11 protein-coding genes are annotated in these 14433 nt (G+C 71.4%); 3 read left to right on the top strand and 8 right to left on the bottom strand.

The genetic code is table 11. The features are described 5' to 3' along the window. Positions 1-136: 136 nt before the first annotated feature. On the top strand, positions 137-1042 hold the full coding sequence (locus ASC82_RS12360; protein WP_056645790.1) for a tyrosine-protein phosphatase: 906 nt from the start codon (positions 137-139) through the stop codon (positions 1040-1042). Here the strand turns inward: ASC82_RS12360 and ASC82_RS12355 are convergent. The 5 genes from ASC82_RS12355 to ASC82_RS12335 all read right to left on the bottom strand — a co-directional run bounded on the left by ASC82_RS12355 (position 967) and on the right by ASC82_RS12335 (position 5016). After that, entirely contained in the window at positions 967-2703 is a 1737-nt protein-coding gene (locus ASC82_RS12355) for a DEAD/DEAH box helicase (protein ID WP_056645787.1), read from the bottom strand. The genes ASC82_RS12360 and ASC82_RS12355 overlap by 76 nt on opposite strands. Positions 2704-2977: 274 nt before the next feature. After that, the gene (locus tag ASC82_RS12350) at positions 2978-3598 is read right to left on the bottom strand and encodes a TetR/AcrR family transcriptional regulator (RefSeq protein ID WP_056645784.1); all 621 of its coding nucleotides are present in this window, start codon (positions 3596-3598) and stop codon (positions 2978-2980) included. A gap of 28 nt (positions 3599-3626) precedes the next feature. Further along, positions 3627-4136 carry a pyridoxamine 5'-phosphate oxidase family protein gene (locus ASC82_RS12345; RefSeq protein ID WP_056645781.1) on the bottom strand — a complete coding sequence of 170 codons (510 nt, stop codon included), beginning with the start codon at positions 4134-4136 and terminating at the stop codon, positions 3627-3629. Between the two features lie 84 nt (positions 4137-4220). Next, positions 4221-4598: a VOC family protein gene (locus ASC82_RS30365; RefSeq protein WP_056645779.1), complete on the bottom strand. Its 378-nt coding sequence runs from the start codon at positions 4596-4598 to the stop codon at positions 4221-4223. Positions 4599-4602: 4 nt separating this feature from the next. Continuing rightward, positions 4603-5016, bottom strand: a complete 414-nt coding sequence (locus ASC82_RS12335) for a MerR family transcriptional regulator (RefSeq protein WP_079039237.1) — start codon at positions 5014-5016, stop codon at positions 4603-4605. Positions 5017-5086: 70 nt separating this feature from the next. Here ASC82_RS12335 and ASC82_RS12330 point away from each other — a divergent pair, with 70 nt between their 5' ends. Continuing rightward, positions 5087-5992 (top strand): aldo/keto reductase, encoded by a 906-nt coding sequence (locus ASC82_RS12330; protein WP_056645775.1) that lies wholly within the window; start codon positions 5087-5089, stop codon positions 5990-5992. Positions 5993-6024: 32 nt separating this feature from the next. On the opposite strand, the gene ASC82_RS12325 is transcribed toward ASC82_RS12330, so the two are convergent. Beyond that, the gene (locus ASC82_RS12325; RefSeq protein WP_242427641.1) at positions 6025-6624 is read right to left on the bottom strand and encodes a helix-turn-helix transcriptional regulator; all 600 of its coding nucleotides are present in this window, start codon (positions 6622-6624) and stop codon (positions 6025-6027) included. Positions 6625-6760: 136 nt separating this feature from the next. On the opposite strand from ASC82_RS12325, the gene ASC82_RS12320 reads away from it, so the two are divergent. Continuing rightward, positions 6761-7876 (top strand): LLM class flavin-dependent oxidoreductase, encoded by a 1116-nt coding sequence (locus ASC82_RS12320; protein ID WP_056645774.1) that lies wholly within the window; start codon positions 6761-6763, stop codon positions 7874-7876. Positions 7877-8119: 243 nt separating this feature from the next. On the opposite strand, the gene ASC82_RS12315 is transcribed toward ASC82_RS12320, so the two are convergent. Then, entirely contained in the window at positions 8120-9580 is a 1461-nt protein-coding gene (locus ASC82_RS12315) for a glutamate synthase subunit beta (protein ID WP_056645773.1), read from the bottom strand. After that, positions 9573-14132 (bottom strand): glutamate synthase large subunit, encoded by a 4560-nt coding sequence (gene gltB / locus ASC82_RS12310; protein ID WP_056645770.1) that lies wholly within the window; start codon positions 14130-14132, stop codon positions 9573-9575. The genes ASC82_RS12315 and gltB overlap by 8 nt, the downstream gene beginning before the upstream one ends. Positions 14133-14433 lie beyond the last annotated feature (301 nt).

The raw sequence follows: 14433 nt of genomic DNA, 5'->3' as shown, positions 1-14433 counted from the left end.
TGGACGACGTTTCGGCGATCACTGACAGGACCCTCCCGTCCGGACGCGGCGGCTGCTACCTTCCTCCCCAGTCGCCTAACAAACGTTTGGTGGGCCCGTCCGCCCGTCAGCCCGTACGTCCACGAGGGAGTCCGGCATGCCCCTGTCCCGACGCGCGCTGCTCACCACCACCGGCGCCACCGCCCTGTTCGCGGCCCTGCCGACGAACGCCCGGGCGCACGCCCGTCCCACCTCACCCCGCACCACCATCCGGCAGATCCCGCTCCAGGGCGCGGTCAACGTCCGTGACCTCGGTGGATACCGCACCTACGACGGCGGCCGGGTCCGTCACGGCCTCGCCTACCGCGGCGACCACCTCGGGAAGCTCACCGCCGCCGACATCGCCACGCTCGCCGGGCTCGGCCTCGGCACGGTCGTCGACCTGCGGATCCCGCTGGAGGTCGGTTACGACGGCGCCGACCGGCTGCCGACCGGTGTCGTCCCGGTCGCCCGGCCCATCACCGACAACGGTCTCTTCGGGCGGCTCATGGCCGCGATCGGCTCCCGCGACCCGGTGCGGCAGGAGGAGATGCTCGGCGGCGGGCGGGCCGCCGCCTTCATGAACGACGTCTACCGGACGTTCGTCACCGAGCCCGCGAACCGGGCCGCCTTCGCCGAGAACCTGCGGGACCTGGGCGACCCCGCCCGGGGGCCGCTGCTCTTCCACTGCACCTCGGGCAAGGACCGCACCGGCTGGACCGGCTACCTCCTGCTGACCCTGCTGGGCGTACCGACGGCGACGGCCCGCGCCGACTACCTGGCCTCGAACACCTTCCGCGCCGCCTACGACGCCCAGGTGCGCGAGGGACTCCGGCAGGGCGGGTTCATGCAGAACCCGGACCTGATCGTGCCGCTCCAGGAGGTGCGTCCGGAGTATCTCGACACCGCCCTCGACCAGGTCCGGGCCTCGTACGGAAGCCTGCTCCGTTACTGCTCCGTCGGCCTCGGCCTGGAGTTCCGCGAGGTGCTGGCGCTGCGGGAACGGCTCGTGCTCGGCGCCTGACGCCCGCCGCGGCCGGCCCCGGCGGCGCTGCCGCGCCCGGCGCCCGCACCGGAGCCGGAGCCCCGGCCCGTGCCGGAGCCGCGCGCCGCACCGGCCGCGGCACGGCCCGTGCCGCCCGCGGAGCGACCGGAGCCGCCCGCGGAACCGGATCCACGGCCCGTGGACGTACCGGAGCCGGAGGAGCGCCCCGAGCCCAACGCCGTCGACGGGGCCGTGGTCGTCCCGCCGCCACCGGCGGACGCGGGACGGCGACGACGGCCTCGGCCGGCGCCGGTGCCACCGGCTCCCGCCGCCTTGCGCGGCGGGGTCGGCTGCGGCGTCTCGATGACGATCGGGACGCCGGAGGGCTCCTTGGCGCCGGTCAGGTCGGTGAGGTGCTGGTCGCTGGACTTGATCTGCGCCGTGCGCGGGCTGATCCCGGCGTTCGACATCAGCCGGCCCATGTCCCGCTTCTGCTCGGGCAGGACCAGGGTGAAGACGCTGCCGGACTCGCCGGCGCGGGCGGTGCGGCCGCCGCGGTGCAGGTAGTCCTTGTGGTCCATCGGCGGGTCGACGTTCACGACCATGTCGAGGTCGTCGACGTGGATGCCGCGGGCCGCCACGTTCGTCGCGACGAGCGTGGTGACCTGGCCGGTCTTGAACTGGTCCAGGGTCCGGTTCCGCTGCGGCTGCGAGCGCCCGCCGTGCAGGCCGGAGGCCCGTACGCCGTTGGCGAGGAGCCGCTTGACCAGCCGGTCCACGGACCGCTTGGTGTCGAGGAAGAGGATCGTCCGGCCGTCGCGGGCCGCGATCTTCAGCGTGACGGCCTTCTTGTCGGTCTCGTCCATCACGTACAGGACGTGGTGCTCCATGGTGGTCACCGCGCCGGCCGACGGGTCGACCGAGTGCACGACCGGGTCGTCCAGGAACATCTTGACGAGCTTGTCGATGTTCCGGTCGAGCGTGGCCGAGAAGAGCAGCCGCTGACCGCCCGGCTCGACCTGCTTGAGCAGCTTGGTGACCTGCGGCAGGAAGCCCATGTCGGCCATCTGGTCGGCCTCGTCGAGGACGGTGACGGCGACCCGGTCGAGACGGCAGTCGCCGCGGTCGATGAGGTCCATGAGCCGGCCGGGCGTGGCGATGAGGACCTCGGCGCCGCGCCGCAGCGCGGAGGACTGCCGGGAGATCGACATGCCGCCGACGACCGTGGTGATCCGCAGGCGCAGGGCGCCGGCGTACGGGGTGAGGGCGTCCGTGACCTGCTGCGCGAGCTCGCGGGTGGGCACCAGGACCAGCGCGAGGGGCGCGGTCGGCTCGGCGCGGCGGCCGGCGGTGCGGGCGAGGAGCGCGAGGCCGAAGGCGAGGGTCTTGCCGGAACCGGTACGGCCCCGGCCGAGGACGTCGCGCCCGGCGAGCGAGTTCGGGAGGGTCGCGGCCTGGATCGGGAACGGCTCCGTCACGCCCTGCTCGCCCAGAATCCGCAGGAGGCCCTCGGGCATGTCCAGGTCGGCGAAGGAGGCCACCGCGGGGAGCGCGGGCGTCACCGTCTCCGGCGGGGTGAACTCGCTCGGCGGCGGGGGCGCGGTGGGACGACGGCCACCACGGGAGGCCTTCGGCTGCGACGTGGACTTCGCCTGGGCGGTGCGGGGGCTGCGCTTGAAGGGGCGTTCGGAGCGGGTCATGCGTGCCTTCCTGGCCGGTGCTCGCGGCACAGCCGGGGCCCGCACCTGCGAGATGCGGGCCCCGGCTGTTCTACCCGGAACACGCGAACGGGCCCCGGCTGTTTCGACCGGAACACGCGATACGCACTCCGGATGTCTCTACCGGAACAATAGTGCGCCTCAGGACCTTCCCGCCCCGCCCGACCGATGCCCGGACGGATCAGACCAGGCCCGGACGCCCCGACGTGGGCGACTTCACAGCCGTTCGGTGATCGCCGGGCGTCCGTGTCGTCGTTCAGGGGCGTACGGCGACCCCGTCGAGGACCATCGTGAGGTACTGGCGGGCGATCTCCTCCGGGCTGTGCTGCCCGCCGGGCCGGTACCAGGACGCGGCGACCCAGACGGTGTCGCGCACGAAGCGGTAGGTGAGGCGGACGTCGAGATCCGCCCGGAACACCCCGGCCGCGACCCCGCGCTCCAGCGTGCCGAGCCAGGCCTTCTCGAACCTCTCCTGCGAGTCCACGAGGTAGTGGAAGCGGGGCAGGTCGGTGAGGTGCCGGGACTCCTTCTGGTAGATGGCGACGGCGGCGCGGTGCCGGTCGATCTCCCGGAAGGACTCGGTGACCAGGGCTTCGATGGTCTCGCGGGGCCCGAGTCCGGCCTCGAGGACGGCGTCGTACCCCTCCCACAGCTCGTTCAGGAAGCTGGAGAGGATCTCGTCGAGCATCGACTCCTTGGAGTCGAAGTGGTAGTAGAGGCTGCCGGCGAGCATGCCGGCGGCGTCCGCGATCTTGCGCACGGTGGTGGCGTTGTACCCCTGGGCGGCGAACACCTCGGCCGCCGTGTCGAGGAGCTCACGGCGGCGCTCGGGCCCGGCACTCACCTGGGTCTTCTTCTTGCTGACAGTGTTCGGCACCCGTCCATTCTGGCCCCCGGCGGGTGCCTCAGGACTCCCCGCGCGGCGGGCTGTCGTCATTGCCGCGCCGGATCGTCCGCGCCGGACGCCCCGGGGCCCAGGTGCGCAGGACCAGCTCCTCGCCGTCCACCCGGATCCGTACGACCTCGGTGGGCTCCACCCGGAAGAGGTGGAAGGGCAGCGGCGCGCCCGCGGCGGCCGCGTACCGGTCGACGGTCTCCGGGTCGGTGATCTCGACCGCGCGCCCGGAGACGCGGACGTCCCCGCCGCCCATGTCGGTGCCCGAGCCGGGGTTGGCGAGCAGCGCGAAGCGCGGGTCGCGGAGCAGGTCGAGGGCCTTGCGGGAGTTCGGCATCATGCCGAGCCAGAGCTCGCCGAAGCGGAAGTCCGCCTCGATGCCGCTCAGCCGGGGCGAGCCGTCCTTCCGTACGGTGGCGAGCGCGTGGTGCGTGTACTGCCCGAAGCGCTCGCGCACGGCGGCGGCCAGCTCGGGTTCGGCGGCCTCGAAGGCCGACCAGGTGGTTCCGGTGTCTCCCATGACTCCAGGAAACACCGGATACCCGACAGCTTCTGTCCGGATTACTCCGAACATTCCTGCCTTCTCAAAAGGTCTTCCGGCTTCTCAGGAGGAGGCGCGCTCCGCCGCGCTGCGCTCGACGCAGAACTCGTTGCCCTCCGGGTCGGCGAGGGTCGCCCAGCCGGTCCCGTCGGCGTTCCGCCGGTCGTCGAGCAGGGTGGCGCCGAAGGTGAGCAGTCGCTTGATCTCCTCGTCGCGGGTGCGGTCCTGCGGCTGGAGGTCGAGGTGGACCCGGTTCTTCCCCGACTTGCCCTCGGGGACCTGGATGAAGAGGAGGCTCACGCCGGCCGACTCGACGACGGCCTCGGGGTCGCCGGGAAAGTCGTCGGCGCCGAGCTCCCCGTCCAGCGCCATGGCCCAGAAGCTCGCCAGGCCGTGGGCGTCGGCGCAGTCGATGGTCACGTGTCGTACGAGAGAAGTCATGGCGTCATGATTGCCCGGGCGCCGCGGAGTCGGCCACCCGAATATCCATCGCCCGGCCGGGGGCGGCGAGTTGCCTGCCCTCGGTGTCCGCGACGAGCGCCGCGAGGGAGGACCGGGTGTCCTGGAGGTCGTGGATCTGCTCGTCGATGGCGTCGAGCCGGGCGACGAGCATCGGACTGAGGCAGGGTTCGATCTCCGCCTCGCTGCCGCACACGCAGTCCAGGACCTCGGCGATGCCCCTCGTCGGCAGTCCGGCGCCGAGCAGGGCCCGGATGCGGCGGACGACGGCGGGGGCGTCGGGGCCGTACACCCGCTGCCCGCCCGGGGTCCGCTCCGAGGAGAGGAGGCCCTGCTCCTCGTAATAGCGGAGGAGCCGGACGCCGACCCCGGTCTCGCGCGACAGCTCACCGATCTTCACTGTGACCCCCCTCACATCGACCCGTTCCCGCTTGAAGCTGACACCGGTGTGAGCTCCTACGGTTCCGGACATGACGAACGACACGAACACCACCCCGGCGCCCGGCATCGACTCGACGATATTCCAGCTCGGGGGCGACCTCCCGGTCCGGCGCATCGGATACGGCACGATGCGCCTCGCCGACGGCCCCGGCGACCCGACGGGCCCCGAGGCCCGCATCTGGTCGGCCCCGGCCGACCGGGCGGCCGCGCTGGCCCTGCTGCGGACGGCCGCCGAAGCGGGGGTCACCCTCTTCGACACGGCCGATGCCTACGCGCTGGGGGCGGGCGAGGAGCTCCTCGGCGAGGCGCTGCGCCCGTACGGCGACGCCGTCGCGGTGGCCACCAAGGTCGGCGTGGTCAGGCCCTCCCCCACCGAGTGGGTGCCGCTCGGCCACCCCGCCTATCTGCGCCAGCAGGCCGAACTCAGCCTGCGCCGGCTGGGTACGGAGCGGATCGACCTGCTGTACCTGCACCGCCTCGACGAGAACTACCCGGTCGCCGAGCAGGTGGGTGCCGTGCGCGGGCTCCAGGAGGAGGGCAAGGTCCGGCACATCGGGCTGTCGGAGGTGACGGTCGCCCAGCTGGAGGAGGCCGAGTCGGTCGCGCCGATCGCGGCCGTGCAGAACCTCTACAACCTGGCGACCCGCGACCACGAGGCCGTGGTCGAGCACACGGCGGGGCGCGGCATCGCCTTCGTCCCCTTCTTCCCGATCGCCATGGGCGGCCACGCGGGCCCGGACGGCCCGGTGGCGCGCGTCGCCCGCGAGATCGGCGCGACCCCGTCCCAGACGGCCCTGGCCTGGCTCCTGCACCGGGCCCCGCACATCCTTCCCATCCCCGGTACGTCCTCGGCGGCGCACCTCCTGGAGAACCTGGGCGCGCTCGACGTCACGCTCACCGAGGAGCAGTTCGCGCGACTGGAGAAGGAGGAGTGAAGGCTGAGGGCTCGGAGCTCTGAGCTGAGGGCTCAGTCCCCTGGGCGCTCCCGCTCCAGGCGCTCGATGTCCGCGAGCATGGCGTCGGCGAGGTCGCGCTCGGCCGCGTAATAGCGCTCGGCCCAGGTGAGGGTGAGCCGGGGGTACGCCCACGTCTCGTCGGCCCCGGCGTCCGCCACGTCGGCCTCGGCGCGCAGCCGCATGCCCTCGGCGTACTCCCGGTGTCCGGCCAGGATCTCGCGCATCCGGTCGGGTTCGAGGAGGTGCCCCAGCCAGAGCCGCAGCATCGGCCCGTGCTTGAGGACGGGCGGGTCGAGGGGGGCGGTGCGGGCCCACGTGCGGACGGCGGTGAGGCCTTCGTCGGTGATCCGGTAGACGCGCTTGTCGCGGGTGCCGGATTCCGGCGCGACCAGGCGCGAGGTGGCGTAGCCGGTCTTCTCCAGCCGCTTGAGCTCGCTGTAGATCTGGCTGAACGACGGACTCCAGTAGAAGAGGCGCAGCGACCGGTCCGACCACTTCTTGAGGTCGTAGCCGGACAACTCCCGCCCGAAGGAGAGCAGTCCGAGCACGGCCCAGCTGGTAGCCGGGAGCCCGGGCAGCGGTTCCGGAGCCCCCTCCGTCGTCTCGTCCACGGACGGAGTCTACGACCCTTCCCTCCTCCACCTATGCCTGCTAGAAGTATTTCGATTAGGCATACCGACCTCACAGAAACAGGCACAGGCACGGACGCAGGCTCAAGCTCAGGCTCAGGCTCGGGAGGAGCTCACGATGAAGTTCTCCATGATCTTCGAAGCACAGCTCGTCGACCCCACCCCCGCACGCGAACGCGCGGTCATCCACGACTGCGTCGAACAGGCCGTCCTCGCCGAGGAGATGGGCTTCGACCGCGTCTGGGCGGTCGAGCACCACTCCCTCACCCAGTACGCCCACATGAGCGCGTCCGAGATCTTCCTGACCTGGGTCGCCGCCCGGACGCGGACCATCCGCGTCGGCCACGGCGTGGTCACCATGCCCTTCGGCTACCAGCACCCGGTCCGGGTCGCCGAGCGCGCCGCGATGCTCGACGTGCTCTCCGGCGGCCGGCTCGACGTCGGCGCGGGCCGGGGCGCGACCCGCCAGGAGATGCGGATGTTCGGGGTGAACCCCGAGGACACCCGGCCGCAGACGGAGGAGGCCCTGCGGATCCTCGCCGCCGCGTGGCGCGAGCCGGAGTTCGAGTGGCACGGCTCCCTCGACATCGGCCCCGGCGCGGTCCTGCCGCGCCCGGTGCAACACCCGCACCCACCCCTCTTCATGGCCTGCTCGCAGCACGACTCCCTGCGGCAGGCCGCCGAACGCGGCATCGGGGCCCTGGTGATGGGCTTCGCGGGAGCCGACGACGTCCGCGCGATGCGCGCGGTGTACGACGAGACCATCGCCGCGCGGGACGGATCGCGGTTCGTCTCCACCGAGGTCAACGACCACTTCTCGGCCCTCTGCCCGACGATCGTCCTGGACGACGCCGACCGCGCGCTGCGGCTCGGCACACGCGGCCAGCGGTTCTTCGCGGAGTCGATCGCCCACTGGTACGGCGGCGCCCCCGCGCCCACCGGATACGCGGAGGACGAGGACCACACGGGCGCCCTGGAGGAGGAGCGGCGGAAGCTGGTGGCCCGGCTGCACGAGGCGAGCATCCCGGCCCGCCCGGTCGACACCGGCACGTACAACACCGACCACGCGTACGGGGACTCCGCGACCGCCATCGCCTATGTGGAGCGACTGCGGGAGATCGGCGTCGACGAGGTGATGTGCCTGATCCAGATGGGCACGGTGCCGCAGGAGGTCTGTCTGGAGACCATCCGCCAGTGGGGCACGAAGGTCATCCCGCACTTCCGCATCCGGTGAGCCCACGGGCCCGGGTCCGGTCCCAGCCGACAACGCGCCGCGACCCGCAACAGCCCGCACTGTGGCAACGACAGCGACCCCACGCGCCGGCGTCGGGCACCGCCCTCCCCCACCACCGACAAGCGCGCACGTCCACCAAGCGCACAGGCGCCCACCCAGTCGTCCGGTCGGGGACATTCGGGGGGCGCCGCGCTCAGTTCCGCACGTCGTTGTACGGGACGTTCAAGGGGTGATCCGGCGGGATCAGACCGTCAGCGAACGGTCCGTCGGGCGGATCGGGGCCGGCAGGGAGCTGGCTCCGGTCAGGTAGCGGTCCACGCCACGGGCGGCGGAGCGGCCCTCGGCGATGGCCCACACAATGAGGGACTGGCCGCGACCCGCGTCACCGGCGACGTACACGCCATCGACATTGGTGGCGAAGTCCGCGTCACGGGCGATATTACCCCGCTCGTCGAGCGCCAGACCAAACTGCGCGACCAGGCCGTTCTCCACGTCCGTGCCGGTGAAGCCCATCGCGAGCGTGACCAGCTGGGCGGGGATCTTGCGCTCCGTGCCCGGCTTCTGGGTCAGCTTGCCCCCGACGAACTCGACCTCGACGAGGTGGAGGAACTGGACGTTGCCGTCCTCGTCGCCCTCGAAGTGGGTGGTGGAGACGGAGTAGACCCGCTCGCCGCCCTCCTCGTGCGCCGAGGTGACCTTGTACAGCATGGGGAAGGTCGGCCAGGGCTGGCCGGCGTTCCGCTCGTCGCCCGGCTTGGGCATGATCTCCAGCTGCGTGACCGAGGCCGCGCCCTGGCGGTGCGCCGTACCGACGCAGTCCGCGCCGGTGTCGCCGCCACCGATGACGACGACGTGCTTGCCCTCGGCGGTGATCGGCGGGGACACGAAGTCGCCCTCGACGACCTTGTTGGCCAGCGGCAGGTACTCCATGGCCTGGTGGATGCCGTTGAGCTCGCGGCCCGGGACGGGCAGATCACGGGCGGTGGTGGCGCCGGCGGCGATGACCACGGCGTCGAACCTCTTGCGCAGGTCCGTGGACGTCAGGTCGCGGCCGATCTCGATGCCGGTGCGGAACTTGGTGCCCTCCGCGCGCATCTGCTCGATGCGGCGGTTGATGTGCCGCTTCTCCATCTTGAACTCGGGGATGCCGTACCGGAGGAGACCACCGATGCGGTCGGCGCGCTCGTACACGACCACGGTGTGGCCGGCCCGGGTCAGCTGCTGGGCGGCGGCGAGACCCGCCGGGCCCGAGCCGATGACGGCGGCGGTCTTGCCGGACAGGCGCTCGGGCACCTGCGGCTTGACGTCGTTCGCGTCCCACGCCTTGTCGATGATGGAGACTTCGACGTTCTTGATGGTGACGGCCGGCTGGTTGATGCCGAGGACGCACGCCGACTCGCACGGAGCCGGGCACAGGCGGCCGGTGAACTCCGGGAAGTTGTTGGTGGCGTGCAGCCGCTCCTGCGCCGCCGACCAGTCCTCGCGGTAGGCGAAGTCGTTCCACTCGGGGATGAGGTTCCCGAGGGGACAGCCGTTGTGGCAGAAGGGGATGCCGCAGTCCATGCAGCGGCCGGCCTGCTTGCTGATGATCGGCAGCAGGGAGCCGGGAACGTAGACCTCGTTCCAGTCTCTGACTCGCTCGCCCACCGGCCGGGTCTTGGCGACCTCGCGCCCGGTGGTCAGGAAGCCCTTGGGGTCAGCCATTGGTCGCCGCCTCCATCATCTTCTCGGTGGTCTCGGTCTCGGAGAGACCGGCGAGCTCAGCGGCGTCCTTGGCGGCGAGCACTGCCTTGTACGTGGTGGGGATGATCTTGCTGAACCGGTCCGCGTTCGCGTCCCAGTCGTCGAGGAGCTTCCGGGCGACCGTCGAGCCGGTCTCCTCCTGGTGACGGCGCACGACATCGTGCAGCCACGCCTTGTCGGAGTCCGACAGGGTCTCGACCGCTCCCAGGTTGCCGGAGTTGACGTTGTCCCGGTCGAGGTCGACGACGTAGGCGACGCCGCCGGACATGCCCGCCGCGAAGTTGCGGCCGGTCTCGCCGAGGACGACCGCCGTGCCGCCGGTCATGTACTCGCAGCCGTGGTCGCCCACGCCCTCCGAGACGACCAGCGCGCCGGAGTTGCGGACGCAGAAGCGCTCGCCGGTGCGGCCGCGCAGGAACAGCTCGCCGCCGGTCGCGCCGTAGCCGATGGTGTTGCCCGCGATGGTCGAGTACTCGGCCAGGTGGTCGGCGCCCCGGTCCGGGCGGACGACGACGCGGCCGCCGGAGAGGCCCTTGCCGACGTAGTCGTTGGCGTCGCCCTCCAGGCGGAGGGTGACACCGCTCGGCAGGAAGGCGCCGAAGGACTGGCCGGCGGAGCCGGTGAACGTGATGTCGATGGTGTCGTCGGGCAGGCCCGCGCCACCGAACTTCCTCGTCACGTGGTGGCCGAGCATGGTGCCGACCGTGCGGTTGATGTTGCGGATCGCGACCTGGGCGCGGACCGGCTGGGCCTCCTCGGCCGAGGCGGCGTTCAGGGCCTCGGCGGCGAGCTGGATCAGCTCGTTGTCGAGGGCCTTCTCCAGGCCGTGGTCCTGCTCGATCAGGGCGTGGCGGACCGCGCCCTCGGGCAGCTCCGGCACGTAGAAGAGCGGCTCCAGGTCGAGACCCTGCGCCTTCCAGTGCGTGACGGCGCGGCTCGTGTCGAGCAGCTCGGCGTGGCCGACGGCCTCTTCGATGGTGCGGAAGCCCAACTCGGCGAGGAGCTCGCGGACCTCCTCGGCGATGAACTCGAAGAAGTTGACGACGTACTCCGCCTTGCCCGAGAACCGGTCGCGCAGGGCGGGGTTCTGGGTGGCGATGCCGACCGGGCAGGTGTCCAGGTGGCAGACGCGCATCATGACGCAGCCGGAGACGACGAGCGGCGCGGTCGCGAAACCGAACTCCTCGGCGCCGAGCAGCGCGGCGATGACGACGTCGCGGCCGGTCTTGAGCTGGCCGTCGGTCTGGACGACGATGCGGTCGCGCAGGCCGTTGAGCAGCAGGGTCTGCTGGGTCTCGGCGAGGCCGAGCTCCCAGGGACCGCCCGCGTGCTTCAGCGAGGTCAGCGGGGAGGCGCCCGTTCCGCCGTCGTGGCCGGAGATGAGGACGACGTCCGCGTGGGCCTTGGAGACACCGGCGGCGACCGTGCCGACGCCGACCTCGGAGACCAGCTTCACGTGGATGCGGGCGACCGGGTTGGCGTTCTTGAGGTCGTGGATCAGCTGAGCCAGGTCCTCGATGGAGTAGATGTCGTGGTGCGGCGGCGGCGAGATCAGGCCGACGCCGGGCGTCGAGTGACGCGTCTTGGCGACCCACGGGTAGACCTTGTGGCCGGGCAGCTGGCCGCCCTCGCCGGGCTTGGCGCCCTGGGCCATCTTGATCTGGATGTCGTCGGCGTTGACCAGGTACTCGCTCGTCACACCGAAGCGGCCGGAGGCGACCTGCTTGATGGAGGAGCGGCGCGCCGGGTCGTACAGGCGGTCCGGGTCCTCGCCGCCCTCACCGGTGTTGGACTTGGCGCCCAGCTGGTTCATGGCGATGGCGAGGGTCTCGTGGGCCTCGCGGGAGATGGAGCCGTACGACATGGCGCCCGTCGAGAACCGCTTGACGATCTCGCTGACCGGCTCGACCTCGTCGACGGAGATCGACGGACGGTCGGAGGTGATGCCGAAGAGGCCGCGGAGCGTCATGAGGCGCTCGGACTGCTCGTTCACCCGCTCCGTGTACTGCTTGAAGATGTCGTACCGCTTGTTGCGCGTGGCGTGCTGCAGGCGGAAGACGGTCTCCGGGTCGAACAGGTGCGGCTCGCCCTCGCGGCGCCACTGGTACTCGCCGCCGATCTCCAGGGCGCGGTGCGCCGAGGGGACGCCGGAGACGGGGTACGCCTTGACGTGGCGGGCGGCGACCTCCTTGGCGACGACGTCGAGACCGGCGCCGCCGATCTTGGTGGCCGTGCCGTTGAAGTACGTGGCGACGAAGCCGGCGTCGAGGCCGACGGCCTCGAAGACCTGCGCGCCGCGGTAGGAGGCGACGGTCGAGATGCCCATCTTGGACATGACCTTGAGGACGCCCTTGCCGAGGGCGTAGATCAGGTTCCGGATGGCCTGCTCGGGCTCCAGGCCCTCGATGAAGGTGCCGGCGCGGACCAGGTCCTCGACGGACTCCATGGCGAGGTAGGGGTTGACCGCCGCGGCGCCGTAGCCGATGAGCAGGGCGACGTGGTGGACCTCGCGGACGTCACCGGCCTCGACGAGCAGACCCACCTTGGTGCGCTGCTTGGTGCGGATGAGGTGGTGGTGGACGGCCGAGGTGAGCAGCAGCGAGGGGATCGGCGCGTGCTCGGCGTCGGAGTGCCGGTCGGAGAGCACGATCAGGCGGGCGCCGCCCTCGATCGCGGTGTCGGCCTCGGCGCAGATCGCCTCGATGCGGGCGGCGAGGGCCTCGCCGCCGCCGGAGACCCGGTAGAGACCGGAGAGCGTCACGGCCTTCATGCCGGGCATGTCGCCGTCGGCGTTGATGTGGATGAGCTTGGCGAGCTCGTCGTTGTCGATCACCGGGAAGGGCAGGGTGACGCTGCGACACGAGCCGGAGGTCGGTTCGAGCAGGTTGCCCTGGGGGCCGAGCGAGGAGCGGAGGCTCGTCACGAGCTCTTCACGGATGGCGTCCAGCGGCGGGTTCGTGACCTGCGCGAAGAGCTGGGTGAAGTAGTCGAAGAGCAGCCGCGGGCGGGCGGACAGGGCCGCGATCGGCGAGTCCGTGCCCATGGAGCCGAGCGGCTCGCCGGCCGTGCGGGCCATCGGCGCGAGGATGACGCGGAGCTCTTCCTCGGTGTAGCCGAAGGTCTGCTGGCGGCGGGTGACCGAGGCGTGGGTGTGCACGATGTGCTCGCGCTCGGGGAGGTCGGAGAGCTCGATCTCCCCGGTCTCCAGCCACTCCTCGTACGGGTGCTCGGCGGCGAGACCGGCCTTGATCTCGTCGTCCTCGATGATCCGGTGCTCGGCCGTGTCGACGAGGAACATCTTGCCGGGCTGGAGGCGGCCCTTGCGGACGACCTTGGCGGGGTCGATGTCGAGGACGCCGACCTCGGAGGAGAGGACGACGAGGCCCTCGTCGGTGACCCAGTAGCGGCCGGGGCGCAGACCGTTGCGGTCGAGGACCGCGCCGACCTGGACGCCGTCGGTGAAGGTGACGCAGGCCGGTCCGTCCCAGGGCTCCATCATCGTGGAGTGGTACTGGTAGAAGGCGCGGCGGGCCGGGTCCATCGACTCGTGGTTCTCCCACGCCTCGGGGACCATCATCAGGACCGCGTGCGGCAGCGAACGGCCGCCGAGGTGGAGCAGCTCCAGGACCTCGTCGAAGGAGGCCGAGTCGGAGGCGTCCGGGGTGCAGATCGGGAAGATCCGGTCCAGCGTCCCCTCGCCGAAGACGTCGGAGTCGAGCTGCGCCTCGCGGGCGGTCATCCAGTTCCGGTTGCCCTTGACGGTGTTGATCTCACCGTTGTGGGCGACGAAGCGGTACGGGTGGGCCAGCGGCCAGCTCGGGAAGGTGTTGGTGGAGAACCGGGAGTGGACCAGGGCCACGGCGGAGGCGCAGCGGCGGTCCGACAGGTCCGGGAAGAAGGGCTCCAACTGGCCGGTGGTCAGCATGCCCTTGTAGACGATCGTGCGGGCGGAGAGCGACGGGAAGTAGGTCGCGGCCTCGCGCTCGGCGCGCTTGCGCAGCACGAAGGCCTTGCGGTCCAGCGCGATGCCCGTGCTCTCACCGTCGGCCACGAAGAGCTGACGGAAGACCGGCATGGTGGAGCGGGCCGAGGCGCCGAGCAGCTCGGGGGCGACGGGGACCTCGCGCCAGCCGAGGACGGTGAGGCCCTCTTCGGCGGCGATCGTCTCGATCTTCGAGACGGTCTCGTCCGTGCCGTCCTCGGGGAGGAAGGCGATGCCGACGGCGTACGCGCCGGCCTCGGGGAGCGTGAATCCGGCGACCTCGCGGAGGAAGGCGTCCGGGACCTGGAAAAGGATGCCGGCGCCGTCTCCGGAGTCGGGCTCGGAGCCGGTGGCGCCGCGGTGCTCGAGGTTGCGCAGTACGGTCAGCGCCTGCTCGACCAGCGCGTGGCTGGCTACACCGGTGAGGGTGGCCACGAACCCGACACCACAGGCGTCGTGTTCGTTACGGGGGTCGTACATCCCCTGCGGAGCGGGGCGACCGTCCATGGGCGACCAGGCGTCGGAACGCATCGGCTCTCCCGTCGTCGTCGTGGCATATGCAACTGCCGAGGGACGACGTTGGCCCTCCGCGAAATTTCGTGCAGGTTACATGATGGCTGGCTTCTCGCGAAGTGGATAGCTCGTTCCAGCATGCGGACACCACCGACACGCAGTGGTGGTGTGTTCTCACCTGTGGGGTGCGGGGACAAGGGGCTGTCCCGCGGGGGACGGACCGGGGGGAGCCGGAGGATCTCCGGGCTTCCGGCGGTCCGTCGCCGAGTGGGCCTCATTGCCCAACGACGCTCATGCCTCATTCCCGTTGGTCACGGGT

It is taken from the genome of Streptomyces sp. Root431 (assembly GCF_001426585.1).
Taxonomy (GTDB): Bacteria; Actinomycetota; Actinomycetes; order Streptomycetales; family Streptomycetaceae; genus Streptomyces; species Streptomyces stackebrandtii.
Note: the sequence above shows the minus strand (reverse complement) of the source record. Positions and strands in the feature narration are given on the sequence as shown.

Coding starts and splice junctions, on each gene's coding strand:
- ASC82_RS12360 (WP_056645790.1), top strand. CDS start 137: ATGCCCCTGTCCCGACGCGCGCTGCTCACCACCACCGGCGCCACCGCC.
- ASC82_RS12355 (WP_056645787.1), bottom strand. CDS start 2,703: ATGACCCGCTCCGAACGCCCCTTCAAGCGCAGCCCCCGCACCGCCCAG.
- ASC82_RS12345 (WP_056645781.1), bottom strand. CDS start 4,136: ATGGGAGACACCGGAACCACCTGGTCGGCCTTCGAGGCCGCCGAACCC.
- ASC82_RS30365 (WP_056645779.1), bottom strand. CDS start 4,598: ATGACTTCTCTCGTACGACACGTGACCATCGACTGCGCCGACGCCCAC.
- ASC82_RS12330 (WP_056645775.1), top strand. CDS start 5,087: ATGACGAACGACACGAACACCACCCCGGCGCCCGGCATCGACTCGACG.
- ASC82_RS12320 (WP_056645774.1), top strand. CDS start 6,761: ATGAAGTTCTCCATGATCTTCGAAGCACAGCTCGTCGACCCCACCCCC.
- ASC82_RS12315 (WP_056645773.1), bottom strand. CDS start 9,580: ATGGCTGACCCCAAGGGCTTCCTGACCACCGGGCGCGAGGTCGCCAAG.
- gltB (WP_056645770.1), bottom strand. CDS start 14,132: ATGCGTTCCGACGCCTGGTCGCCCATGGACGGTCGCCCCGCTCCGCAG.